The following is a 23,945-nucleotide window of genomic DNA, read 5'->3' on the forward strand; positions in this document are numbered from 1 at the left end:
AACGGCTGCACCCACCCGCCCGCCCGACCACCCCCGACCAGCAGCAGGAGGAGGGGCATGTCCCACACGCCCGCAAACCGTTCCCGTGTGGTTGTCATCGGCGCCGGCATCGTCGGCTGCTCCCTCGCCGACGAGCTGACCGCCCGCGGCTGGAGCGATGTCACCGTCCTCGAACAGGGCCCGCTGCCGGCCCCCGGCGGCTCCACCTCGCACGCGCCCGGCCTGGTCTTCCAGACCGGCCCGTCCAAGACCATGACCGAGTTCGCCGCCTACACGGTGCGGAAGTTCGGCTCCCTCGACGTCGACGGGCTGCCCTGCTTCCACCCCGTCGGCGGACTGGAGGTCGCCACCACCGCGGCCCGCTGGGCCGACCTGCACCGCAAGGCCGGACTCGCCGCCTCCTGGGGCGTACGCGGTGAACTCCTCACCCCGAACCAGTGCAAGCAGCTGTGGCCGATGCTGGACGAGACCCGGCTGCACGGCGGCTTCCACACCCCCGACGACGGCCTGGCCCGGGCGTTGCTCGCCTGCCGCGCCCAGATCGCCCGGGCCGCCGGGCGCGGCGCCCGCTTCCTGGAGCGGCACACCGTCACCGGAATCGAGCGGGCGGACGGCCACGTCACCGGCGTGGTCACCGACCGGGGCACCTTCCCCGCCGACCACGTCGTCTCGGCCGCCGGCTTCTGGGGCCCGGTGATCGGCGCGATGGCCGGGGTGGACGTCCCGCTCCTCCCGCTGGCGCACCAGTACGCCACCACCGCACCGCTGCCCGAACTCGCCGGCGTCAACGACCCGCGCACAGAGGCGAGCAAGCCGATCCTGCGCTTCCAGGACCGCGATCTCTACTTCCGCGAACACACCGACCGGCTCGGCATCGGTTCCTACGCCCACCGCCCGATGCCCGTCGACCCCTTCACCGTCCCCGCCTACGACGACGCCCCCACCATGCCGTCGTCACTGCCCTTCACCCCGGACGACTTCGCCCCGAGCTGGCAGGACAGCATCGGACTGCTGCCCGCGCTGGCTCACTCCCGGGTGGCCGAGGGCTTCAACGGCGTCTTCTCCTTCACCCCCGACGGCATGCCGGTCCTCGGCGAATCCCGCGAACTGCGCGGATTCTGGCTCGCCGAGGCGGTCTGGGTCACCCACTCCGCGGGCGTCGCCAAGGCCGTCGCCGAGTGGATGACGGACGGCCGGCCCGCCATCGACATCCATGAGTGCGACCTCTACCGCTTCGAGGACGCCCAGCGCTCGCCCGCGTACATCGCCGACCGCGGGGCACAGAGCTTCATCGAGGTCTATGACGTCCTCCATCCGCTGCAGCCCATGGACCAGCCGCGCCCGCTGCGCACCAGCCCCTTCTTCCCCCGGCAGCAGGAACTCGGCGCGTACTTCCTGGAGGGCGGCGGCTGGGAACGCCCGCACTGGTACGAGGCCAACGCCCCGCTCGCCGAGGGGCTCGAACTCCCCGCGCGCGACGCCTGGTCGGCGCGCTACTGGTCGCCGATCGCCGCCGCCGAGGCGAAGGCGACCCGCGAAAAGGTGGCCCTGTACGACATGACCCCACTGCGCCGGCTGGAGGTCACCGGACCCGGTGCCCTCGCCTTCCTCCAGCGCATGACCAGCAACAACCTCGCGAAGAAGCCGGGCGCGGTCACCTACACCCTGCTCCTGGACGAGGCCGGCGGCATCCGCTCCGACCTCACCGTCGCCCGGCTTGCCCCGGACCGCTTCCAGGTCGGCGCCAACAGCGGATCCGACCTCGACTGGCTGCTCCGGCACGCCCCCGACGATGGGGGCCCCTCCCGCTTGAGCGAAGCCGAGAGTGGGGGAGTCCAGGTCCGCGACATCACCTCCGGCACCTGCTGCATCGGCGTCTGGGGCCCGCTGGCCCGCGACCTCGTCCAGCCGCTCACCCGCGACGACTTCTCCCACCAGGCCTTCGGCTACTTCAAGGCCAGGCACACCCACCTCGGCCACGTCCCGGTCACGGCGATGCGGCTCAGCTACGTCGGCGAGCTCGGATGGGAGCTGTACACCACCGCCGACCTGGGGCTCCGCCTGTGGGACACGCTCTGGGAGGCCGGGCAGGAGCACGGGGTGATCGCCGCCGGGCGCAGCGCCTTCAACAGCCTCCGCCTGGAGAAGGGGTACCGCGCCTGGGGCCATGACATGACCACCGAGCACAACCCGTACGAGGCCGGCGTCGGCTTCGCGGTCCGTCCCGCCAAGGGCGACTTCATCGGACGGGCCGCGCTGGAGGGCATGAGCGAGGACACCGCACCGCGCAAGCTCAGCTGTCTCACCCTCGACGACCCCTCGGCCGTCGTGCTCGGCAAGGAACCCGTCCATGTCGACGGTGCCCCGGCCGGCTATGTCACCTCCGCCGCCTACGGCTACACCATCGGCCGCGGGATCGCCTACGCCTGGCTGCCGGCCGGTGCGTCGGTCCCCGGCACCGCCGTCCATATCGAGTACTTCGGTGAGAAGATCCCCGCCACCGTCGCCCAGGAGCCGCTCTTCGACCCGCAGATGGAGCGCATCCGCAGGTAGGAACGGCCGGTGCGGCGCCGGCCGGCCGCCCGCACGCCCCGTACGCAGCACCCGCACCCCGTACGCAGAAGGAGCAACCGCATGGCTCCCACCTACGACGTCATCGTCCTCGGCCTCGGCGGCATGGGCAGCGCCGCCGCCCACCATCTCGCCGCCCGCGGCGCCCGGGTCCTGGGCCTGGAGAAGTTCGGCCCGGTGCACAACCGCGGCTCCAGCCACGGCGGTTCCCGCATCACCCGGCAGTCCTACTTCGAGGACCCCGCCTACGTACCGCTCCTGCTGCGCTCGTACGAGCTGTACGAGAAGCTGGAGCGTGACACCGGCCGGGAGATCGCCACCCTCTGCGGCGGGGTGATGGTCGGCCGCCCCGACAGCCGTACGGTGCGCGGCAGCCTGGAGTCCGCCCGGCAGTGGGGCCTCCCGCACGAGATGCTGGACGCCAGGGAGATCCGCCGCCGCTTCCCGACGCTCACCCCGGCCGACGACGAGGTCGCCCTGTACGAGGAGCGGGCGGGCCTGGTCCGGCCGGAGTACACCGTGGCCGCCCATGTCCAGCTCGCCGGCCAGGACGGCGCCGAGCTGCACTTCGAGGAGCCGGTCACCCGCTGGGAGGAGCTGCCCGGCGGCTCCGGGGTCCGGGTCCACACCCCCGAAAACTCCTACACCGCGGGCCAGTTGGTGATCTGCCCGGGAGCCTGGGCGCCCGAGCTGCTCACCGACCTCGGCGTCCCGTTCACCATCGAGCGGCAGGTCATGTACTGGTTCGCCCCCGACGGCGGCACCGCGCACTTCGTCCCGGACCGGCACCCGATCTACATATGGGAGGACGACCGGGGCGTCCAGATCTACGGCTTCCCGTCCATCGACGGCCCCGCCGGCGGCGCCAAGGTCGCCTTCTTCCGCAAGGGCACCGTCTGCACCCCCGAGACCATCGAACGCACCGTGCACGACGACGAGGTACGCGCCATGGCCGCGCAGCTGGCCCCGCGGCTGCCCGCGCTCCCCGGCCGCTTCCTCAAGGCCGCCACCTGCATGTACTCCAACACCCCCGATGAACACTTCGTGATCACCCGGCATCCCGCGCACCCGGAGACCGTGACCGTCGCCTGCGGATTCTCCGGCCACGGCTTCAAGTTCGTGCCGGTGGTCGGTGAGATCGTCGCCGATCTCGCACTGACCGGTGCCACCGCGCATCCCATCGAGCTGTTCGACCCCCGCCGGCCCGCCGCCGCGGCCGCCTGAGGAGACCGGATATGACGACCACACCCACCCAGTCCGCGCCGGCCGCAGCCACCGCAACTCCCGCGACCGCACCCAGCCTGCTCGCCACCCTCGCCGGCCACCACTACACCGACCCGGACATCTTCCGCCAGGAACAGGAGAAGATCTTCGAGCGGCTGTGGTTCTGCGCGGTCCGCAGCGCCGACCTGGACAAGCCCGGCGCCTTCCGCACCGTCCGGATCGGCCGGGAGAGCGTACTGATCACCCGCAACCGCTCCGGCGCCCTGCGCGCCTTCCTCAACATCTGCCGGCACCGTGGCGCGCAGCTGTGCACCGAGGAGTCCGGCGAGGTCCGCCGCAACCTCCAGTGCCCGTACCACGCCTGGACCTACGACCTCGACGGCCGCCTGGTGGCCGCCCCCAACCTGCAGAAGATGCCGGACGTCGACCGCACCGAGCGCGGTCTGGTCCCCGTCCCGCTGCGCGAGTGGCTCGGCTACGCCTGGGTGTGCCTGGCCGACGAACCCCCGTCCTTCGAGGACACCGTGATCGGTGCGGCCATCGAGCGGCTGGGGGACACCGCCTCCCTCGACCGCTACCGCACCGAAGGCCTCGCCCTCGGCAAGCGCCTCACCTATGACGTGCACGCCAACTGGAAGCTCATCATCGAGAACTTCATGGAGTGCTACCACTGCGCCACCATCCACCCCGAACTCACCGAGGTGCTCCCGGAGTTCGCCGACGGCTTCGCCGCCCAGTACTACGTCGGACACGGTGCGGCGTTCGCCGAGGAGGCCACCGGATTCACCGTGGACGGCACCGAGGGCTTCGGCCGGCTCCCCGGCATCGAGGACACCCAGGACCGCCGGTACTACGCGATCACCGTCCGGCCGCAGGTCTTCGTCAACCTCGTCCCGGACCATGTCATCGTCCACCGGATGTTCCCGATGGCGCCCGACCGCACCGTCGTCGAATGCGACTGGCTGTATCTGCCCGAGGTGGTCGACTCCGGCGCCGATTTCTCCAAGTCCGTCGAGCTCTTCCACCGGGTCAACGCCCAGGACTTCGACGCCTGCGAGCGCACCCAGCCGGCCATGAGCTCCCGTGCGTACCGCGCCGGCGGGGTGCTGGTGCCCAGCGAGCACCACATCGGCGCCTTCCACCGGTGGGTGACCGACCGGCTGGCGGGGGAGGGGGCCTGACCCGCGGCCGTCGGCGGTCCGGGATTCCCGCCTCGCTCCGGGCGGACCCGTGGCCGCCGCTGCCGGGCGGTGACCCCTACCGCGGGGCCGCCGCCCGGCGCCAGGCCGCGGTGCGCAGCAGCCGCAGCCCGTTGAGGCCGACGAGGACGGTGGAGCCCTCGTGGCCGAGGACGCCCAGGGGCAGCGGGAGCTCACCGGCCAGGTCCCACACCACCAGACCGGAGAGGAACACCGAGGCGAGGAAGAGGTTCTGGACCACCAGCCGGCGGGCCTCCCGGGACAGCGCGATCACGGCCGGTACGGCGGCGAGTTCGTCCCGGACCACGACCGCGTCCGCGGTGTCCACAGCGAGGTCGGAGCCCGCCCGGCCCATGGCGATCCCGGTGTGCGCGGCGGCCAGCGCCGGGGCGTCGTTCACCCCGTCCCCGACCACCAGCACCCGTCGCCCGGCCGCTTCCTCCGCGCGGACGGCGGCCGCCTTGTCCTGGGGCAGCAGTCCGGCACGTACGTCCGTGATGCCGACGGCCGCGGCGAGCCGGGCCGCGGCCCGCGGGTTGTCGCCGGTGACCAGCATCGGCGTCCGGCCGGTGAGCGCTTCGAGCAGGGCGACGGTGGCGGCCGCGTCCGGGCGTTGCCGGTCGGCGATGCCCAGCACCCCGGCCGGCACCCCGGCAGCCAGTACGAGGACCGCGGTGTGTCCGGCCTCCTCCAACTCCGCGACCAGGGCGTCCGCCTGGGCCGTGGCCGGATGGCCGGCGGGCAGCATCCGGGCCGGGGCGCCGACCGCGATCCGGGTGCCGTCGACGGTGGCCCGTACGCCGGTGCCGGGGGTGGCGGCGAACTCCTCGGCGGCCGGCAGGGACAGCCCGCGGTCGCGGGCGGCGGCCACGATCGCGCGGGCCAGGGGGTGTTCGCTGCCGTGTTCCGCCGCGGCCGCCAAGGTCAGCAGGGTCTCCTCGGACCACCCCGGGCCGGGCAGCGGCCGGACGGCGGTCAGCTGCGGGGCGCCCGCGGTCAGGGTTCCCGTCTTGTCCAGGGCGACGGCGTCCACCTGGCCGAGGCGTTCCATGACGACGGCCGACTTGACCAGCACACCGTGCCGCCCGGCGGTGGCGATGGCCGACAGCAGCGGCGGCATGGTCGCCAGCACCACCGCGCACGGCGAGGCGACGATCATGAAGGTCATGGCCCGCAGCAGGGCGCGCTCAAGATCCGCGCCACAGACCAGCGGGAGGACGAACACCGCCAGGGTGAGGGCCACCATGCCGATCGCATAGCGCTGTTCGACCTTCTCGATGAACAGCTGGGTGGGCGCCTTGGTCCCGGAGGCCTCGGCGACCATGGCCACGATCCGGGCGATGACGAAGGCGCCGGCATCGCGCTCGACCTCGATGCGCAGCGCGCCGGTGCCGTTGCGGGTGCCGGCGAACACCTCGTCACCGCACTCCTTGACCACCGGCAGCGGCTCACCGGTGATGCTGGCCTGGTCGACCTCGCTGGTCCCGTGCCGTACGCGGCCGTCCGCGCCGATCCGTTCGCCGGGCCGGACCAGGACGAGGTCGCCCACGACCAGGTCCGCGGTGGCCACGGTCTCCTCGCTGCCGTCGTCGGCCAGCCGGGTCGCGGTGCCCGGGGCGAGATCGAGCAGGCCGCGCACCGAGTCCTGGGTACGGGCGGTGGCCAGCGCCTCCAGGGCGCCGGAGCCGGCGAAGATGACGATCAGCAGCGCCCCGTCCCGCACCTGACCGATCGCCGCGGCACCGAGGGCGGCGACGACCATCAGCAGATCGACATCGAGGGTTTTCTCCCGCAGCGCCCGCAGCCCCGACCAGGCCGGCTCCCACCCACCCGTCACGTACGTGAGGACATAGAGCGGCCCCCAGAACCCGGCCGGTGCGCCGGTGAGTTGCAGCGGCAGCGCGACCAGGAACGCAACGGTGGCCGCGGTTGCCCAGCGGGCCTCGGCCAGGGCGAGGACCCGGGTGCGCCTCGGGGCGCCGGGCCGGGCGGCGGGCGCCCGGGGCGGACGCTGGAGGACGGCAGCAGGCATGACAGAACAACCCTTCACGGGCGGGGAACCGGCAGGGTCACCACCGTACCGGAACGAATGAAGAGGTCTTCATCTATCGTCGTTAAGATGGCTCCCATGGGCCACGGAATGGATGACAACCGCACCACCACCCGCGAGCGACTGGACGCCGTGGGAGCCGATGACGTCGCCGCGACGCTCCAGGCCCTGTCGACCCCCTCCCGGCTGCGCATCCTGGCCCGCCTCCAGGAGGGCCCTTGCGCGGTCGGCGATCTCGCCGCCGCGGTCGGGATGGAGCAGTCCGCCTGCTCCCATCAGCTCCGGCTGCTGCGCAATCTCGGCCTGGTCACCGGCGAACGCAACGGCCGCTCGATCGTCTACGCGCTCTACGACCACCACGTCGCCGAACTCCTCGACCAGGCGCTCTTCCACGTCGAGCATCTGCGGCTCGGCCTCCATGACGCACCATCAGGGCGGGTGGACACCGCGGGTCGTTGACCCCCGCCCACCGTGTAGCCTTCGCATACAGGCGGTATGCGGTATCCCGTGGCGGGATGTCACGAGTGGGGAGAGCGGGCGATGCAGTCGGGGCGCGAGAAGGCCTACGCCTATCTCAAGGAAAGTGTGCTGACCGACCCGGCCATGCAGGACCGCTTCCTGTCCGAGCAGGAGATCGCGGACCGGATCGGCGTCTCCCGCACCCCGATCCGGGAAGCCCTGCTGCTGCTCGCCGCCGAGGATCTGGTGCGGCTGGTGCCCAAGCGCGGGGCCCACATCGCCCCGCTGTCCGGCCGCGAGATCGGCGAACTGATGGAGATGCGCGGTCTGATCGAGCGCTTCGCCGCCCAGTGCACGACGGAGCGGGGCACCGCACCCGTCGAGGAGATGGCCGGCATCCTGGACCGGCAGGAGGCGCTGCGCGGCGAGGCCGGCGCCAAGGAGTTCCTCGCCGCCGACCACCGCTTCCACGCCACCCTCGTCGCCGCCGTCGGCAACACCCTGATGAGCCGTCAGCACGACGCCCTGCGCAGCCGTCAGACCAGGGCCGGCGTGACCGCCCACTACCGCTCCGGCCACCGCCACGACGAGGTGCTCGCCGAACACCGGAAGATCCTCGACGGGTTGGCGGCCGGGGACGCCGCGGCCGCCTGCGCGGCCATCGACAGCCACCTCCAGGCGACCCGGCGCAGCCTCCTGGCCGCCTGACCCACCGGACAGGCCCTACAGCCGCCGGTTGTCCAGCACCGCCACGGCCCGCCGTACCCGGAGCGCCTCCTCGGCGTCCACCTCCCCGACGAGCAGGTCCGGCGCGGCGCCCAGTTGTGCGCGTACGGTCCCGTCGGGGCCGATCAGTGCGCTGTGCCCGACCCCGCTCGGCGTCTTGGTCGGGGCCTCCGGATCGACCTCGGGGTCCGGGGCGGACTGATCGACGGCCGCGACCCATACCGTCGCGTCCAGGGCGCGGGCCCGCACCAGCAGGTCCCACTGCGCACGCTTGCCCGGCCCCGCCGCCCACGAGGCGGGCAGTACCGACACCGTCGCCCCGGCGTCCGCGTGCGCCCGGAACAGCTCGGGGAAGCGCAGGTCGTAACACGTCGCCAGACCCACCCGGACCCCGTCGACGTCGATGGTCACCACCCGGCTGCCCGCCGCGATCGTGTCGGACTCCCGGAAACCGAAGGCGTCATACAGATGGATCTTGTCGTAGGACTCCTCGACCCCGGGCCCGGTCGCCAGCAGGGTGTTCGCGACCCGCCCGCCGTCAGCCGGGGTGAACATGCCCGCCACCACCGTCACCCCCGTCTCCCGGGCGACCGCGCGCACCCCCTCGGCCCATGGCCCGTCCAGCGGCTCGGCCACCGCGCCGAGCGACGCCCCGAACCGCACCATGGCCGCTTCGGGAAGGACCGCCAGCCGGGCCCCCTCGCGCGCCGCTCGGCGGACGTGGTCCTGCACCTCCGCGAGGTTCTGCTTCGGATCGGTCGATGCCGTCATCTGGCACAGCGCGATACGCATCCGGCTCTCTCTCCTTCGTGCCGATCGGTTTCCTGGCGACGGTCCGGAATCAGCCCCCGGACCCGGCCCGCCCCACGCGCCGGACGGGCCCGGGCGGGACACCCGCACCCACGTGCCGGAACGCCCCACCCAGGCCATCCTGCCTCCATTCAGCCCGATACGGGCCGCCGGGCGCCCCGTAAAACATTCCTGGTCACGCGAGCCTGACGGGAGGCGCCGTACGGACAGCGCGGGTGACCCGACGCGGTCGGACGCGGCAGCCACCCTCCCTTCCGGATCTGTAACGGAACTGACTCAAAGAGTGACTCTGACGTTTTCTCAGGTGCCTTTGTGGTGCACTTTTCGGACGTGAGGTCGTCTCATGTACGGGGGGAGCAATGACGCAATCGACAGCATGCGCCGGCTGCGGTCAGGGCCTGGTCCCGGGGGCCGCATTCTGCGCCCACTGCGGTGCAGCCGTGGAAGCCGGCGATACGGCCGCGACGATTCCGGTGCTCTCCGGCTCCTTGCCGACGGCACCGACCGTGTCCATGGAACGGCTCAACGGAAGCACCGCCCAGCGGCGCATCGCCGTACCGCGGTGGGGCAACGGCCGGGACGTGACCAGGTACATCTGCGCGGCCGCCTATCTGGACCGTGAGTACGCCAAGTCGCTCATCAAACAGCTCGCAGCCGAACCCCATCTGGGGGTGGTGGCCGCCCCGGCGTGCGACATTCCGGTGGCCCTCCGGCACGCCTACCTTGCCAACACCCGCCGCCACGGCCGGGACCTCGTACTCACCGTCCTGTTCCTGCTGGCTTTCGTCTTCACTTTCTGGGTCGGCGACGGCGGAATCACCCTGCTGGTGCTGTTCCTCTCCTGGGTGACCCTGTTCTCCTTCGAGCTCTCGACCAAGTACGGCCGCCATCTGCAAAGCCTGCGCCCGGACCGGTTCGACCCGGCGGCCGCGCCCACGCCGCTCAATGACGACATCGCGACGCGCCTCCGCCAGATCGGCACCTACGCCGAGGGCAACGTCACCACCTACAGCGGCTATTCGCCGTTCATCGGGTACGGCTTCGAACGCAACTCGTGGTCCCTGACCTTCGACGTCACCACCTCGAACGAGCCGGGGAGCAAGCCGCAGGAATTCGACGTGGCGGATCTCTACGCCCACATCGCCGAGCGGGTCGGCACCCTGGCCCTGCCCTGTCTGGAGATCGAGGAGCGCCTCTTCGTCGACGGCTCGACCATCCTGGAGGACCGGCGCTTCCTGCCCGACCCACTCGGCCGCCCCATCGCCCGCGTACCGAACGAACAGCTGGATGCGCTGAAACGGACACCCGAGGAAGGGGCACGCCCGTACCTCGCCGTGCACTCCACCGGCTGGGGCGGCGAGGTGGTCACCTCCCTCTTCCTGCGCTTCGTCCGCTCGGACTCCAACCTCTTCGTGGAGGCGGTCCCGACGGTGTTGTACCCCCTGCTCGACCGCTACCGGGTCATCGACACCCTCATGCCCCGCCCGCCCGTGCGCGAGGTCTTCAGTCTGCTGACCGAAACCCTGGTCAGCACCGTGTTCGTGCTGCTGGCCGCACCAGTGCGGGCGGTTACGGGATTCGCTCCCGACTACGGCATGTCCTGGCGGAGGCGCCGGCAGAACAAGCTGATCACCAGGCTGCGCAGATTCGACTACGGGGCGCGGCTGAGCGTGCGCCGGCATGCCGCGTCCGCGGGTCACCACCGCCACTTCCAGAACGCCGACAGCGGCATGGTCCTGAAGACGGTCGAAAAGCGGGTCCTGGACGCACTGGTCGAATTCGCCGTGGAGCGCGGCATCGACGTGGGCGAGCTGGTGCAGCGTCAGCAAATGATCATCAACAACGGGATCATCGCGGCCGGGGGAGCGCGGGTGGACTCCAGCTCGGTGGCTTCCGGCGACAGGTCCCGTGTCTCCACGATGATCAACAAGATCCCGCTGCTCAACCTGGACTGAGAGCCGAGAAGGCCGGGCCGAGAACCGAGAAGGCCGGGCCGAGAGCCGAGAAGGCTGGACCGAGAGCCGAGAAGGGATGACGAATCGGAATGCAGAAGAACAACGGAATCATCGCGAGCGGCGGCTCGAACGTCGTCGGCAGCGCCGTCGCCAGCGGCCGGAATGCGAGCGCCGAGGTCGGGGACAGCACGCTGAACCAGACCGGCGGCGGGCAGCAGCACTCTCCCCAGGAGATCGACGACCTGCTCTCCCGGCTGATCGACGAGCTCGGCCGGTCCGACCACCCCGACCGCGCCGACCTGATCGAGGCCGCGGAGGATGCGCGCGAGGAAGTCGCCTCGCCGGAACCGCGCAAGGGCACGCTGCGGACGTTCGCCAAGGGGCTCGTGAGCGCGGTGCCGGGGTTCACCGCTCTGGCCGCCCTGGCGAAGACGATCGAAGAGGCCGTCCGCGGGCTGTAGGCGGGCGCAACGCACAGGCCAGGAACCGAAGAACGCGAAGAATCTCGGGGGGAGATGACCATGCCATCCTGTATCTACTGCGGCGCGCGCTGTGAGGACCCCGCCGCGACCTCCTGCCCGAGCTGCGGAATGCCGCACGAGGGCGGTGCGCCACAGGACACGGCCCGGCCCGCCGGAGCCACCACCCGGTACGGCTACGTCCGCGTGGGGGCCACCGTCCTCCCACAGTGGCTGCTGTGGCTGGTGGCGGCTCTGATCGTAGGGGGCGGCGTGACGGCGTACCTTCTGCCCGGCTCGTCCACGGAGACTGCGTACTCGGCGGCCGATGCCGGTCCGTCGACCGAACCGCCTTCGGAGCCTGGCCTGGGCGTCAACTCCGAGCCGCCGACCGACGTGTACACCCCGGCCGAGCCCGAGACCTGGCCGCCGACCGTCACCGACACTCCCACCGTGGCGGAGACCTCGCCCTCTCCCGAGGACGCGAGCGCGGTCGTGAAGGAGTTCTATCAGGACATCAACAGCCGGAATTTCTCGGCTGCTTGGGACCTCGGTGGCAAGAACATCGGCGGCTCCTCGTTCTCACGGTGGAAGTCGGGCTACGACACCACGGCGTACATCTCGCTCAGCGCGGTGAACACCGAGGACACCGGGAAGGTCCGCGCCACTTTGAACGCGACGCAGAACAACGGTTCGGTGAAGAAGTTCCACGGGACCTACACGGTGTCCGACGGCGCCATCGTCAGCGCCGATATCACCGAGGACTGATCGTGCGGAGGCATGCTCACCGCTCGGCCGACCGTGGCCGGCCGGGGCGTAATGATGTGGCGGGGTTCTTCAAGCGTACTTGTGCAGATGTGCCTGCCAGGACGGCTCCGCGGTCAGAACTTCTGCCGCGGCTTCGGGCAGACTGAGGTGAACCTCGCGGGAACCGTCCTTCTCCGGCGTCGGCATGATCTGCGCGGCCCAGGGAATCGGCACGTGCGGCAATTCGCAACGAAAGGGCGCCCCACTGCCGAAGTCGAGATCGTAGAAGGGGAGTTTGGCCCGATCGTTCACCTGAAGCATGTTTGTGTAGGCTCGGTAGAGCATCCGGGGCATCACCTTCCGCTCCCGGCCCGCCAAGCGTTGCTCGCGCAGATAGGCAATTTCGTCGAGGGCATTGGCCGCAGTGTTTTCTGACATGCTCTCCCGGATCAACTGCGCCGTCTTCCCCAGTGAGCAGTCCCGCATTTCACTTACCGGCAGGCGCAGTTCGGTGCACGTGATCGTGTTCCCCCAGTAGTTCTCAGGTATTTCCTCCAGGTAGCTGCTGAAATCCACAAGTACTCCCAGGCGTTCGACGGACGTGGCCGACCGGGCCCGGAGTGGGCCAAGAAGGTGCCACAAGTGCGCGGTGAGGGCGTCGCTGGTGGAGATCCAGCCGTAGGGCAGGTGGGCGGTAGCCGCTTGCTTCATCGCGTGGAGCTCCGAAGCCTCAAAACGGCAGGTCGTCGTTCTGAGCTTCCGGGCCCTCAGCGTCATGCGGCTGAGGAGCGCGTACTTTTCCCGCCGCGAAGCCACCACGAAGCGGCTGTTGTGCTCCCCTTTCTGCGGTGGGGCACCGTCCGCGAGGCCGTCGAGCAACCAGCGGTCGTGGCAGGGCGTGCGGTACGGAAGGCCGCGGTGTTCGGCGGCCCAGTCCAGCAAGAATTGCGTATAGGCCTGCCCGTCTGCCAGTACGTGTTTCATGTGCACGCCCAGGACTGATCCGCCACCTGCCAGATGGGTGAGCTTCACCGCGAGCAGGGGAACGCCCTGCCCCACGAGCCGTACGACAGAGGCCTTCGGCAGGAAGGTGTTCAGTGCGGGCTGTCCGTTCCGGGACACCGTGCAACTTCCCATGTCCACCAAGGAGTTCCCTTCTTCGAAGCGAACTCCGGAGTCATCGCACAGCACATGCAGGACGCCGTTCGCGTCCCTTTCCGCGCGACCGCTCAACAGTGGATAGGACTTCAGGACTCTCGCCAATGATGACCGCAGCGCTGCGCCGTCCAGGGGCTCGCGGAAGAAGAAGGCTCGTCCGGTGGAGACCGCACCCATGGTCGCGTCCAGGACGCACAGAGGAATGCGGAGGCCGGTTGCACTGCCTGACCGGACGAGTTCGATGTGCCGTCTCTTCATTCTCTGCCTCCTTGCGGTCAGGCCATGGCAGCCGCAGTTCGCGTCGCCGCATCGGTACGTAAGCGCGTGGTCAGTCGACGCAGGGCACGCCGTCCCCGCCCAGCGTTTTCGGGTCACCCGCGCTGCCGTCACCCGAGCCCGGGCGGGGTGAGGGGGTCGTGGGGGCTTCGCGTCCGCTGTGCGTGGACGGAGGGTTTGGTGAGGGAGCCGGACGCAGCAATTCCTGCACTTGCCGGCGCACCGTGGCGGGGTCGACGACATTCACGGATTCGCCCCGGTACGTGGTAAAGCCGTTGATCTTCAGCGTATGGAAGGCCACATTGCCGCCCGCCAGCTTCTTCATTTGGCCGGCCGCGTCCGTCAGGCCCCAGTCCTTGTCGATCACGATGTCGCGTTTGGCGGCTTCGAGGAGGGAGTAGGCGCTCCCGATCTTGTCGAGCGTGCCGCTGCCCTCCAATTTGTGGACGGCGGACAGCAGGAAGGCCTGCTGCCGGCGGGTGCGGTCGAGATCTCCGCGGGGCAGATTGTGCCGCTGACGCACGAAGGCCAGGGACTGCCGTGCGTTGAGCGTCTGGCGGCCCGTAGGGAAGTCGGCTCCGGAATTCTTTTCCTTGGTCGGCTGTTTGAGGCACACGTCCACGCCGTTCAACGCTCCGGCCAGATCGTAAAAACCGGCCAGGTTGATCTCCGCGAAGTGATCGATGGGCACGTCCAGGAAGTTACGCACGGTCTGTATCTCCGTACGGCGGCCGGCCTCCCTGCCCTTGCTTTCCAGTTCGGTGTGGTCCTTCACCCCCTGCGCCACGAGCCTGTTTTCCTCGCGCGCCTTGGCAAGGCCGTACGCTTCCTTGATCTTCTGCTTTCCGAAGCCGGGGACATCGACGAGATCGTCGCGCGGCACGGACAGTCCCGTGGCCCGACTTCCGTCGGCGGGCAGATGCAGCAAGATCAGGGTGTTGGTGTTGTAGCCGCCGACATCGCTGCTGGCTCCGGCGTGCAGCTGCTCCAGGAGGTCCTTCGGCAGCGGATTGCCGTTGAGGTCCTTACGGCTGTCCAGGCCCATCAGCAGGATGTTCTGGTCCCCGTGGGACGAGCCGGGGCCTTTGTCACCCAGCGCGTCCGAGGTCCGCACCCCTTTGACGACCTGCGCGTAGACCCAGTACCCCACGGCGGCACCCGCAACAAGCAGGCAGGCGACCGCCACGCCTATCAGCCGCGCCCACCGGACACGCCGCCCGCCGGTGGCTGCCCTCGTACGCCTTCGCCGCCCTGCCATCACTCCTGCACTCCTCCTCGCTCCGACCTCCGGGTGTGGACCGGAGATCTGCATGTGCACAGGAAGAGAGGGAATGCGGACCAGCAGTTCGGGCATTAGGCGCGGATTAGGGCAATTTCTCGTGTGTAAAGTTTTATGCCCATTTGGCCCTTGTGGTCAGCGAATTCTTATAACTCGGTGCTCCTCGTCCGGGCTGGGCATCGGTGTCCCTGCCGGGGGGTGCTGCGGCCCACGTGCTCGTGCCCTGCCTTGTAGGCGAGCCGCCGTGGCGTTATCGGACGGCGTAGTCACCCAGGGCGGGTTCGAGCTGGTCGAAGACCTGGGCGGCTTCGGCGGCGAGGGTCGCGGCGATGTGGTCGTTGTCGTGCCCGGCGAGGGTGAGTTCCTGAATGCGGGAGAACAGCAGGCGGTGGGCGGCGGCGAGTTGGGCGGCCGCGGCACGGGGGGTGATGTCCTCGGGGGCGGCGCCGGTGGCGGTGGCGAGGGCGTCGGCCAGGGCCCGCTCTCGTTGGTCGTGCAGGTCGCGCAGCCGCGTGGTGAGGGTGGGGCTGTCGGCGATCATGCGGGAGAAGTCGGGCCCGGCGAAGCCGGCCACGGCATCGTGTTCTTGGACGGCGGAGCTGAAGGCGCAGCGCAGCGCGGCAAGGGCGGATTCGCCCTCAGTGCGGGTCTCGACGGTGCGGGCGAGGCTCGCGGTGAATGCCTCGTGGTGGTCGAGGGCGATGTCCTCCTTGCGTGCGAAGTAGTTGGTGACGGTCTTCTTGGCGACGCGAGCGGCGATGGCGATCTCCGCGATCGTCGTCTCGTCGAAACCCTTCTGAAGGAAGAGGCGGGTGGCGTGGTCGGAGATCAGCTTCCTGGTCTCCTGCTTCTTGGCCTCGCGAAGGCTCAGCGGCTCAGCACTCATGAGCCAAGTTTATATCCGACGTAAAAATCACCTTGACGGCTGGATGCTCCGCACGTAAATATATACCCGACGTAAAAAACTGCCGGGACCCTGGCGCGGACATACGCCCCCTGCCCCAACTGCCCTGCCTGCCGTACCGCATTGAGGAGAACCCATCAACATCACCGCCTCCACCGTCTCCCTGACCGTCGACGACGTCGCCGCCTCCCGCGACTTTCTGCTCACCCACTTCGGCTATACGCAGGTCACGGCCGCGGACGGCTTCGCCTCGCTGACGCGCGACGACGCCGCGGTGGACATCGTCCTGCTGGAGCGCGGCATCGAGGTCCTGCCGCCGGAGCAGCGCGACCAACGGGCGTCCGGCCTGATCCTGGCCTTCACCGTCACCGGCATCGCCGACCACGAGGAGCGCCTCCGCGCGGCGGGCGCACCCATCACCATGCCCCTGCACGAAGAGCCCTGGGGCGAGCGGCTGTTCCAGGTCACCGACCCCAACGGCGTCGTGCTGCAACTCGTCGAGTGGGCCTGAGGGGGGACCGGGGGCGTTGAACGAACGTGAGGGCATTCGATGAATGCTTCGCTTGCCCGTCTCATGCGGATTCTCCCTCCTCCCCCGGAGGCCAGGGAGAAGGCCTGGGGCCAGGCGGAACAGGCACTCGGCGTTGAACTGCCGACGGACTACAAGGAGTTCCTTCGGGCCTACGGCGGGAGTAACTGGGACGACTACCTCTATGTCCTGGAGCCTGGCTGCCCCAACGAAAACTACGATCTCCTCGAATGGGAAGGCCAGCAAACCGAGGCGCTGGAGGGACTCTGGGAGTTCGAGAAGAAGCCGGACGAGCTGAAGGAAGAAGGGGCTCGGGTCATCCCTTGGGCCACTACAGACAACGGAGAGTGCCTGTACTGGCTCGTCCGGCCGGGCCGGCAACCGGACAGCTGGACCGTCATGGTCAATGAAGCGCGCGGCGAACGCTGGGAGCACTTCTCCTGCTCCTGCACGGAGTTCCTGGCCTCTGCCCTCACGGGCGACCTCCGTTCCAGCGTCCTCTCGTCCCGTTTCCCGCTCGCGGAACACGAGTTCCGACAACTGCGAGCTGTGTAACTCGCTGCCCTGCTGTACCTTCGCCAGAATGGCTTCGACCGGTCCTCGGTCGTGTGTGGACCGGCGAGGGTGCTCGGGTGACGCTCCTACGGGCGACCCGGCCGCGATGGCCGCCGCGGCCGGGCCCGCAACAGTCCGACATCCCCCGGCTGGAGCCCCCAGAGCCAAGAACTGCGGCTCCTCCGCCCCCGTAGCCCAACACTCCGTGAGGGCTAGAGGCGACGCCTAAAATGTGAAGGGCAGGAGGAAGGGGAGTACGGCCACCCTTAGAAGGTGCTATGCCACCCAGCGGTTCGGAGTCGAGTGCACCACCGGCTGGCACGGTGCGCACTGGCGGGACGTCGGAGCGTGACGATGCTCTGCTCAGCGCCGTGGTCCGAGCTGTTGAGGTGACCGGGGCGCATGCGGGCAGTGTGTTCCTGGTGTCGCGCGACCGGCGCTCGCTCGTGCTCAGCGCGGTGTCGGGGACGCCGCCCTCGCTGCTCGGTGGCTGGGAGCGGATTCCGGTGAACAGTGCCATCCCGGTGGCGGTGGCGTACCGATCCGGTCGGACGGTTCATCTGGCCGGAGCTGACGAGACCACGCGGCGGTTTCCGCAGCTCGCCATGGCGTTGCCCTATGCGTTCGGATCGGCTTCCGTGCAGGTGAAGGCGGGGAATGCGGTCTTCGGAGCGATGGCCGTGGTGTGGGCTGCCGAACCGGAGGGGGAAGGGCTGTCGAAGGCGCAGCGACGACGGTTGCGCGCCACGGCCGATCGCCTCGGTGCGGCGCTCGCCGAGCTGAACGCACGCGGCGCGCTGGGGGAGAGCGAGGCGGGAGCCGCCCCGGCGGTGGTGCCGGCGCGACCGGCCCCCGCGGTACGGGTGGGGCTGTTCGACTGGAACCTCGACAACGGAACCCTCGTGGCGGACGACGAGCTCTGCGCGATCTTCGGGATCGCCCCCGCCGAGTTCGACGGGCAGGCGGCCACCCTCGCCGCCAAGATCGACGACGCCGGCCTCCCCGGCCTTCGGTCCGCCGCCCGCACCGCGGTGGAGGAAGGGCATGTGCTGGCGCATGCCCTGCACCTACGGGACGGCGGTGAGCACCGCACCGTCGAGCTGTGGGGGCGCGTACCGGACGCTCCCGACGACCGGCAGACGCGCGCCCACCTGGTGGGCGCCGTTCTCGACGCCGGAACCGGAATGGCCGCCGTGGAGGCGATCGAACGGCTCGCGGACGGCTTCTTCGCACTCGCCCCGGACGGGCGTGTCACCTACGCCAACCACGGCCTCGCGCGCCTGCTGCGGGTCCGCCAGGACGAGTTGCTGGGCCACCGCCCCTGGGACGTGCTGCCGTGGCTGGCCGATCCCGCCTACGAGGACCGCTACCGGGCCACCATGGTCTCCCAGCAGCCGGTTTCCTTCCTCGCCCGCCGGCCACCCGACCAATGGCTGGTGTTCTCCCTCCATCCGGGCTCGCACGGCATGACGGGCTGGGCGGCCCGTCTCCGGGGGCCGCTGCCGGCCGATGCCGGACCGGGCACACCGGTCGCGGAGGAAGTGGCGCTCGGCGCGACGTCGCCCCGCGCCCCTCGCCTGGGCACTCTCTACCGTGTGCTCCAGCTCGGCAGCGCGCTGACCGAGGCGGTGACGGCCCACGAGGTGTGCGATGTGGTCGACGAGCTGCTTCTGCCCGCTTTCGGCGGCCAGCGGATGGCGCTGTACCTCGTGACCGACGGCCGCTTGCAGCTGCTCTCGCAGCGCGGCTACCGCAAGGGCTTTCTCGACCGGTTCGAGGGCGTGCCGCTCCGCCCCGGCCTGCCCGTGTCGGACGCGCTGATCTCCGGGGCTCCGCTGTTCATCGAGTCCCGGCAGGAGTTCGCGCGGGCCTATCCCGGATTCCACGCGAGCGAGTCCGGTTCCTGGGCGTTCCTTCCGCTCATCGCCTCCAGCCGCCCTGTGGGCGCCTGCGTCCTCGGCTTCGACGACGCTCGCCGCTTTCTGGGCGACGACCGCGATCTGCTGACCGCGTTGGGCGGGGTGATCGCCCATGCGCTGCAACGGGCCCGGCTCTACGACGCCGAATTCGCCGTCGCCCACGGTCTGCAGGACGCCCTGCTCCCGCACCGGCTGCCCGCGCTGTCCGACGTCCGTGTCACCGGCCGGTATCTCCCGGGCACGCGCGGTATGGACATCGGCGGCGACTGGTACGACGTCATACCCACCCGGGAGGGTGTCGCGCTCATCGTCGGAGACGTCGAGGGGCACAACGTCGCCGCCGCGGCCGTCATGGGCCAACTGCGCAGTGCGGTACGGGCGTTCGCCACCGCCGGCCACCGGCCGGGCGACGTGATCTCCAGTACCAACCGGCTGCTCCTGGACCTTGACCCAGGGCCCCTCGCCAGCTGCTGCTACGTCCGCCTCGACCCCGGCTCGGGGGTCGCGCGGGTGGTCCTCGCGGGCCACTGTCCGCCGTTGCTGCGCCGGCCCGGCGGACATACGGAGGCGCTGGATCTGCCGTGCGGTCCGCTGCTCGGCGTCACCGGAGCGGCCAACTATCCGGAATCCGACCTGCACTTCCTGCCCGGCTCGATCCTGGCGCTCTATACGGACGGGCTGGTGGAGCGACGCGGGTCGGACGTCGTCACGGGCATCGACCGGCTGCGGGCCTCGTTGGCCCATGCGCGCGCGGCTTCCCTGGAGGAGCTGGCCGACGAGCTTCTGAGGGATGCCCGTGGGTCCCCGAACCGTACGGATGACATCGCGCTGCTGCTCAGCGAGTACGCACCTGCTGCTGCGGTCCGCTGACCGGGAGGACGGGTGCCGCGGCCCCCGCTGGGTGGCCGGCGCCGTGCGGTCAGCGCTCAACCGCTGCCGCCGACTCTCCCCATGAATCGATGCCATTGCTGTGACTTCTCCCGATGAATCGATGACTTTCTGACGACTCTCCCGATGAAACAAGGGCTTCATTGCGTGTCAGCTCGTTCACCATGTGTGCGCAAAAGGTCCGAATAGCGGGCGTTCACCTCCTGTGCGCACGTGCCCCTTCACACTCTTGGGGCTCACCGAACGTCTCACGTAATGAACAGGCACGACCATGAGTCGGACATTCACCCGGTCCCCCCAGGACCCCCCGCAGGCAGCGCAGCACGGCGAGGCCGTGTTGTCGCACGGCCTCAAGCAGCGCCATCTGTCGATGATCGCGCTCGGCGGGGTCATCGGCGCGGGGCTCTTCGTAGGCTCCGGGGTCGGCATCGCCGCGGCCGGGCCGGCCATCGTGCTCCTCTTCGTGGCCACCGGCGCGCTGGTCATGCTGATCATGCGGATGCTCGGCGAGATGTCCGCGGCCCGGCCCTCCACCGGCTCGTTCTCGGTGCATGCCGAGGAGGAACTCGGCACGTGGGCAGGCGCCACCTCGGGCTGGATGTACTGGCTGATGCTCTGCGCCGGCGTGGCCGCCGAGGCCACTGCGGCAGGCACGATCATGCACACCTGGGTGCCGTTCATCCCGGCCTACGGCTGGGTGGCGATCTTCATGGTGTTCTTCTGCGCCAGCAATCTGACCGCGGTCAAGAACTTCGGCGAGTTCGAGTTCTGGTTCGCCGCCATCAAGGTCACCACGATCGTCGCCTTCCTGGTGCTGGGCGTGCTCGGCATCCTCGGGGTGTTCGGCGACGCACCCGGCACCAGCCATCTCACCGGCCACGGCGGCTTCTTCCCGACCGGCGCCGCCGGGCTCGCCGCCGGCCTGCTGACCACCATTTCCGGGTTCGCCGGTCTGGAGACCGTCACCATCGCGGCGGCGGAGTCCGACGACCCGAGCCGGAATGTGGCCCGCGCCGTCCGTACGGCCGTCTGGCGCATCGCCGTCTTCTACATCGGCTCCATGGCCGTGGTCGTCACCCTGGTGCCGTGGAACAACCCGAAGGTCGCTACCGAGGGCCCGTACGTCACCGTCCTCGACCAGATCGGCATCCCGGCAGCCGGCACGATCATGCAGATCGTGGTGCTGCTGGCACTGCTCTCCGCGATGAACGCCAACATCTACGGCTCGTCGCGCATGGCGTACTCCCTCGTCCACCGGGGCCAGGGCCCGAGTTTCCTGGGCAGGGTCACCCGGGGTGTGCCGGCGGCGGCCGTGGTGGCGTCCTGCCTGTTCGGCTTCGCCGCCGTGATCGCCGGGATCGTCTGGCCGACCACCGTGTTCGCCTGGCTGCTGAACATCGCGGGCTGCTCGGTGCTGGTCGTCTGGTCCATCGTCTGCCTCACCCAGCTGAGGATGCGCCGCCGTCTGGAGCGCGAGGCACCCGAGCTGCTCTCGGTGCGGATGTGGGGCTTCCCCTATCTGACCTGGGTGGCGTTCGCCGCCATCCTCGGCGTCTTCGCCGTCATGGCCGCAAGCGCAGACGGCCGTCAGCAGCTCGCCGGCACGGCCGCCGTGGTAGCGGTGCTGGCCGGTGCAGGCCACCTCAAGCAGCGCCGCGACCGGCGGGCCACCGTCACCGACTGAGCGGCAGTCATCCGGCAGCAGGTCCGGGGCCTCGGCCGTGCACGCGCACGGCCGAGGCCCCGGACTTTCCTGTTACACCTGCGCGCTCAGCTCACGGCAGCGCCGAACCACTTCGGCAGCTGGCCGAGCAGCTCCTGCTGCTCTTCACCGACCCACGCCACGTGCCCGTCCGGCCGCAACAGCACCGCGGGCACGTCCAGTTCCTCGCTGACGTCGACGACGTGGTCGACCCGATCCCCCCACCCCGCCACCGAGAGCCGGCCGGTCTGGTCGAGCAGCAGCCCGCGGCCGCCGTGCATCAGCTCGTAGAGGCGACCCCGCTTCAGCCCCACGTCCCGCATCCGCCGGCCGAGCAGTGCGTGGCCCTCGCCGAAGTCGTAGTGGACCCCGACCGCGGTGATCATCTCGGTCACGTACCGGTTCACCTCCTCGAAGTCCAACAGCTCCGAGAACAGCTCCCGCAGCGCGGTCGTACCCGGATCGGTCCCCATCAGCGTGATCTGCGCGCGGGTGTTGTGCAGCACGGCGGTGCCCACCGGGTGCCGTTCGGCGTGATAGCTGTCCAGCAGCCCCTCCGGTGCCCAGCCGTTGACCTCGGCGGCCAGCTTCCAGCCGAGGTTGAACGCGTCCTGGACCCCGAGGTTGAGCCCCTGCCCGCCGGTCGGCGGGTGGATGTGCGCCGCGTCGCCGGCCAGCAGCACCCGGCCGACCCGGTAGTGCTCGGCCTGCCGGGTGGCGTCGCCGACCCGGGACAGCCAGCGCGGCGAGTGCGCGCCGAAGTCCGTGCCCGCGACGGCCCGCAGCTGCTGCTTGAACTCGTCGAGGGTCGGCGCGGTCGTCCGGTCCTCGGCCACCCCTGCGGCGGGCACGACGATGCGGTACACGCCCTCGCTCCCGTCCACGTCGGGAATGGCGCCGAACCGCAGTTGGGTCTTGCGGACTTCCTCGACGACGGCGGCAATCGTCGCCGGATCCGCGGTCACCTCCATGTCACCCAGCATCGTCTCGACCTTGGCGGGCTCACCGGGGAAGCCGATGCCGACCAGCTTGCGCACCGTACTGCGGCCGCCGTCACAGCCGACGAGGTAGCGCGAGCGCAGCCGCGTGCTGCCCTCTCCCTCGGCGGCTGCGCCCCCATTGGCCAGCTCGACGGTCACCCCGTGCTCGTCCTGGCTCAGCCCGACCACTTCGCAGCCGCGCCGGATCTCGGCGCCGAGCTCGACAGCGCGCTCGGTGAGCAGCCGTTCGGTGACGGTCTGCGGCGTCGCAAGGCCGTACGGGTGCGCGGTGTCCAACCGGTCCGGCCACGGCTTCATCAAGCCCGCGAAGAGACTGCCGACCTTGAACTGCTCGCTGACCGCCTGGAACCGGTCGAGCAGACCGCGTTGGTCCATCATCTCGACGCTGCGCGTGTGCAGGCCCCGCCCGCGGGACTGTCGCGTCGGCTCGGTCAATTTCTCCAGCACGACCGTGCGCACCCCGGCCAGCCGCAGCTCGCAGGCGAGCATCAAGCCGGTCGGTCCACCGCCGGCAATGATCACGTCGAACATCCCAATCCCCCTGTGTTTGTGCAGGTTATGGCTTCGGCGGGTGATTCTGCGGCACGACCGGGGCCTTGCCGCAAGCCCCCCTGTGCGCTATACCTTGAGAGTGGCAAGGAGTGGTTTGACCTCCTTGCCTTTGTTTTTGCCGCGGCCTTTGCCGGTGCGTTTGCCGCTGCGTTTACCTCTGCCTTTTGCCGGCCGCTGTGCCTGCGCGGGGAGTTCGCCGTAATTCAGGAAGAAATCCGGTCGTGGGCACGCGGGACGGCGGCGAGGACTGCGGCGAGTGCGACGGTGGCGTCGAGGAGGGCACGGGAGCGAGCCGTGATGTACGCGTCCCGGGCCGCGAGTGCGGCTTCGACGTCTTCTGAACGGTGCCCGCGCCGCAGTTGCGGCATCAGTGCCCGGAGCGGGGCGATGCGGTACCCGGCCGTCCGCAGCTGGTGGACGATCCGGGCGTCCCGGGTGTGGGCCGGTGAGTACCGTCGCGTTCCTCGCGGGGAGAGCCGGTCGGGAACCACCAGCCCCTCGGCGTCCCAGTGCCGCAAGGTCGAGGGGCGCACTCCTAGCGCGGCGGCAAGTTCGGAGACGCTCATCGCATCCGAGGGGCGTACGTCGCCGATCGGCTCGGCGGAGATCGCCGCGGCGGCCTCCTTGGCGAGGGCGAGGTCCGTACGCTCCCGGTCGAGTCGGGCGTGTGCCGCGTCGAGGAGGGCAAGTACCTGCGAGGTCGGGCACTCATGGACGGCGCGAACGATCCGCTTGGCCTCCACCGGACCCGTGGCGGCCGCGAGGGCTCGGTAGGCCAGCGCGGAGTGGAGGTGAATCTCGCCGTAGCGCCGGTAGCCCGCGGCTGTGCGCGTCGCCGGCGGCAGTACACCGTCTCGTTCGAGATTGCGGACCTGTTGGACGGAGTACCCGGCACCTCGCGCGACATCGACCGTACGCAGGGCCGACGACTTGAGAGTTGACACCCGCAGCTCCTTCGTCTTCCGGCGCGAAGTCTCCACAAG

Annotated in this window: 19 protein-coding genes; 12 read left to right on the plus strand and 7 right to left on the minus strand. The window is 70.1% G+C overall.

Annotation, left to right across the window (positions count from 1 at the left end; translation table 11 throughout):
* Positions 1-57 precede the first annotated feature (57 nt).
* The 3 genes from CPH93_RS31905 (at position 58) to CPH93_RS31915 (ending at position 4,976) form a co-directional block, all read left to right on the plus strand.
* Positions 58-2,553, plus strand: a complete 2,496-nt coding sequence (locus CPH93_RS31905) for a GcvT family protein (protein WP_093481815.1) — start codon at positions 58-60, stop codon at positions 2,551-2,553.
* An 81-nt stretch (positions 2,554-2,634) separates the two neighbouring features.
* Positions 2,635-3,795 (plus strand): N-methyl-L-tryptophan oxidase, encoded by a 1,161-nt coding sequence (solA, locus tag CPH93_RS31910; protein WP_096214815.1) that lies wholly within the window; start codon positions 2,635-2,637, stop codon positions 3,793-3,795.
* Between the two features lie 11 nt (positions 3,796-3,806).
* Positions 3,807-4,976: an aromatic ring-hydroxylating oxygenase subunit alpha gene (locus tag CPH93_RS31915; protein WP_096214816.1), complete on the plus strand. Its 1,170-nt coding sequence runs from the start codon at positions 3,807-3,809 to the stop codon at positions 4,974-4,976.
* A 76-nt stretch (positions 4,977-5,052) separates the two neighbouring features.
* On the opposite strand, the gene CPH93_RS31920 is transcribed toward CPH93_RS31915, so the two are convergent.
* On the minus strand, positions 5,053-7,026 hold the full coding sequence (locus CPH93_RS31920; RefSeq protein WP_096214817.1) for a heavy metal translocating P-type ATPase: 1,974 nt from the start codon (positions 7,024-7,026) through the stop codon (positions 5,053-5,055).
* Positions 7,027-7,122: 96 nt separating this feature from the next.
* Between CPH93_RS31920 and CPH93_RS31925 the strand changes: the two genes are divergently transcribed.
* Positions 7,123-7,503 carry an ArsR/SmtB family transcription factor gene (locus tag CPH93_RS31925; RefSeq protein ID WP_006606616.1) on the plus strand — a complete coding sequence of 127 codons (381 nt, stop codon included), beginning with the start codon at positions 7,123-7,125 and terminating at the stop codon, positions 7,501-7,503.
* Positions 7,504-7,584: 81 nt separating this feature from the next.
* Positions 7,585-8,211: a GntR family transcriptional regulator gene (locus CPH93_RS31930; protein WP_093481811.1), complete on the plus strand. Its 627-nt coding sequence runs from the start codon at positions 7,585-7,587 to the stop codon at positions 8,209-8,211.
* Positions 8,212-8,226: 15 nt separating this feature from the next.
* Here the strand turns inward: CPH93_RS31930 and CPH93_RS31935 are convergent, their stop codons facing one another.
* Positions 8,227-9,021 (minus strand): carbon-nitrogen hydrolase family protein, encoded by a 795-nt coding sequence (locus CPH93_RS31935; protein WP_093481810.1) that lies wholly within the window; start codon positions 9,019-9,021, stop codon positions 8,227-8,229.
* A 458-nt stretch (positions 9,022-9,479) separates the two neighbouring features.
* On the opposite strand from CPH93_RS31935, the gene CPH93_RS31940 reads away from it, so the two are divergent.
* The 3 genes from CPH93_RS31940 (at position 9,480) to CPH93_RS31950 (ending at position 12,220) form a co-directional block, all read left to right on the plus strand.
* On the plus strand, positions 9,480-10,994 hold the full coding sequence (locus CPH93_RS31940) for a zinc ribbon domain-containing protein (RefSeq protein ID WP_231977026.1): 1,515 nt from the start codon (positions 9,480-9,482) through the stop codon (positions 10,992-10,994).
* A gap of 89 nt (positions 10,995-11,083) precedes the next feature.
* Positions 11,084-11,455, plus strand: a complete 372-nt coding sequence (locus tag CPH93_RS31945) for a hypothetical protein (RefSeq protein WP_096214818.1) — start codon at positions 11,084-11,086, stop codon at positions 11,453-11,455.
* A 60-nt stretch (positions 11,456-11,515) separates the two neighbouring features.
* Positions 11,516-12,220, plus strand: coding sequence for a hypothetical protein (locus CPH93_RS31950; protein ID WP_096215670.1), 705 nt, complete (start codon positions 11,516-11,518; stop codon positions 12,218-12,220).
* 69 nt (positions 12,221-12,289) lie between these two features.
* Here CPH93_RS31950 and CPH93_RS31955 read toward each other — a convergent pair whose 3' ends face one another.
* From CPH93_RS31955 to CPH93_RS31965, 3 genes are all read right to left on the minus strand, one after another.
* Positions 12,290-13,615: an acyltransferase gene (locus CPH93_RS31955; RefSeq protein WP_096214819.1), complete on the minus strand. Its 1,326-nt coding sequence runs from the start codon at positions 13,613-13,615 to the stop codon at positions 12,290-12,292.
* Positions 13,616-13,685: 70 nt separating this feature from the next.
* On the minus strand, positions 13,686-14,819 hold the full coding sequence (locus CPH93_RS31960; protein WP_096214820.1) for an LCP family protein: 1,134 nt from the start codon (positions 14,817-14,819) through the stop codon (positions 13,686-13,688).
* Positions 14,820-15,162: 343 nt separating this feature from the next.
* A complete protein-coding gene (locus CPH93_RS31965) occupies positions 15,163-15,798 on the minus strand; it encodes a TetR/AcrR family transcriptional regulator (RefSeq protein ID WP_096214821.1) in 636 nt (211 codons plus the stop codon).
* A 181-nt stretch (positions 15,799-15,979) separates the two neighbouring features.
* On the opposite strand from CPH93_RS31965, the gene CPH93_RS31970 reads away from it, so the two are divergent.
* From CPH93_RS31970 to CPH93_RS31985, 4 genes are all read left to right on the plus strand, one after another.
* Positions 15,980-16,327 carry a VOC family protein gene (locus CPH93_RS31970; protein ID WP_443031474.1) on the plus strand — a complete coding sequence of 116 codons (348 nt, stop codon included), beginning with the start codon at positions 15,980-15,982 and terminating at the stop codon, positions 16,325-16,327.
* A gap of 63 nt (positions 16,328-16,390) precedes the next feature.
* Positions 16,391-16,900: an SMI1/KNR4 family protein gene (locus tag CPH93_RS31975; RefSeq protein WP_231977027.1), complete on the plus strand. Its 510-nt coding sequence runs from the start codon at positions 16,391-16,393 to the stop codon at positions 16,898-16,900.
* A 278-nt stretch (positions 16,901-17,178) separates the two neighbouring features.
* Complete coding sequence (locus CPH93_RS31980) at positions 17,179-19,689, plus strand: SpoIIE family protein phosphatase (RefSeq protein ID WP_096214823.1); 2,511 nt, start codon at positions 17,179-17,181, stop codon at positions 19,687-19,689.
* Positions 19,690-19,978: 289 nt separating this feature from the next.
* A complete protein-coding gene (locus tag CPH93_RS31985; RefSeq protein ID WP_096214824.1) occupies positions 19,979-21,391 on the plus strand; it encodes an amino acid permease in 1,413 nt (470 codons plus the stop codon).
* Between the two features lie 86 nt (positions 21,392-21,477).
* Here the strand turns inward: CPH93_RS31985 and rox are convergent, their stop codons facing one another.
* Both rox and CPH93_RS31995 read right to left on the minus strand, forming a co-directional pair.
* A complete protein-coding gene (gene rox / locus CPH93_RS31990) occupies positions 21,478-22,941 on the minus strand; it encodes a rifampin monooxygenase (protein WP_096214825.1) in 1,464 nt (487 codons plus the stop codon).
* Between the two features lie 224 nt (positions 22,942-23,165).
* Positions 23,166-23,906, minus strand: coding sequence for a MerR family transcriptional regulator (locus CPH93_RS31995; RefSeq protein WP_093488389.1), 741 nt, complete (start codon positions 23,904-23,906; stop codon positions 23,166-23,168).
* Between the last annotated feature and the right edge of the window lie 39 nt (positions 23,907-23,945).

Source organism: Streptomyces sp. 2323.1 (assembly GCF_900221035.1).
In the GTDB taxonomy this organism is placed as follows: Bacteria; Actinomycetota; Actinomycetes; order Streptomycetales; family Streptomycetaceae; genus Streptomyces; species Streptomyces sioyaensis.

Bases quoted from the DNA above. Each gene is read 5' to 3' on its own strand.
- CPH93_RS31930 (WP_093481811.1), top strand. From the start codon at position 7,585: ATGCAGTCGGGGCGCGAGAAGGCCTACGCCTATCTCAAGGAAAGTGTG.
- CPH93_RS31920 (WP_096214817.1), bottom strand. From the start codon at position 7,026: ATGCCTGCTGCCGTCCTCCAGCGTCCGCCCCGGGCGCCCGCCGCCCGG.
- CPH93_RS31965 (WP_096214821.1), bottom strand. From the start codon at position 15,798: ATGAGTGCTGAGCCGCTGAGCCTTCGCGAGGCCAAGAAGCAGGAGACC.
- CPH93_RS31985 (WP_096214824.1), top strand. From the start codon at position 19,979: ATGAGTCGGACATTCACCCGGTCCCCCCAGGACCCCCCGCAGGCAGCG.
- CPH93_RS31945 (WP_096214818.1), top strand. From the start codon at position 11,084: ATGCAGAAGAACAACGGAATCATCGCGAGCGGCGGCTCGAACGTCGTC.
- CPH93_RS31955 (WP_096214819.1), bottom strand. From the start codon at position 13,615: ATGAAGAGACGGCACATCGAACTCGTCCGGTCAGGCAGTGCAACCGGC.
- solA (WP_096214815.1), top strand. From the start codon at position 2,635: ATGGCTCCCACCTACGACGTCATCGTCCTCGGCCTCGGCGGCATGGGC.
- CPH93_RS31905 (WP_093481815.1), top strand. From the start codon at position 58: ATGTCCCACACGCCCGCAAACCGTTCCCGTGTGGTTGTCATCGGCGCC.
- CPH93_RS31950 (WP_096215670.1), top strand. From the start codon at position 11,516: ATGCCATCCTGTATCTACTGCGGCGCGCGCTGTGAGGACCCCGCCGCG.
- CPH93_RS31925 (WP_006606616.1), top strand. From the start codon at position 7,123: ATGGGCCACGGAATGGATGACAACCGCACCACCACCCGCGAGCGACTG.
- CPH93_RS31935 (WP_093481810.1), bottom strand. From the start codon at position 9,021: ATGCGTATCGCGCTGTGCCAGATGACGGCATCGACCGATCCGAAGCAG.
- CPH93_RS31980 (WP_096214823.1), top strand. From the start codon at position 17,179: ATGCCACCCAGCGGTTCGGAGTCGAGTGCACCACCGGCTGGCACGGTG.
- rox (WP_096214825.1), bottom strand. From the start codon at position 22,941: ATGTTCGACGTGATCATTGCCGGCGGTGGACCGACCGGCTTGATGCTC.
- CPH93_RS31975 (WP_231977027.1), top strand. From the start codon at position 16,391: ATGCGGATTCTCCCTCCTCCCCCGGAGGCCAGGGAGAAGGCCTGGGGC.
- CPH93_RS31915 (WP_096214816.1), top strand. From the start codon at position 3,807: ATGACGACCACACCCACCCAGTCCGCGCCGGCCGCAGCCACCGCAACT.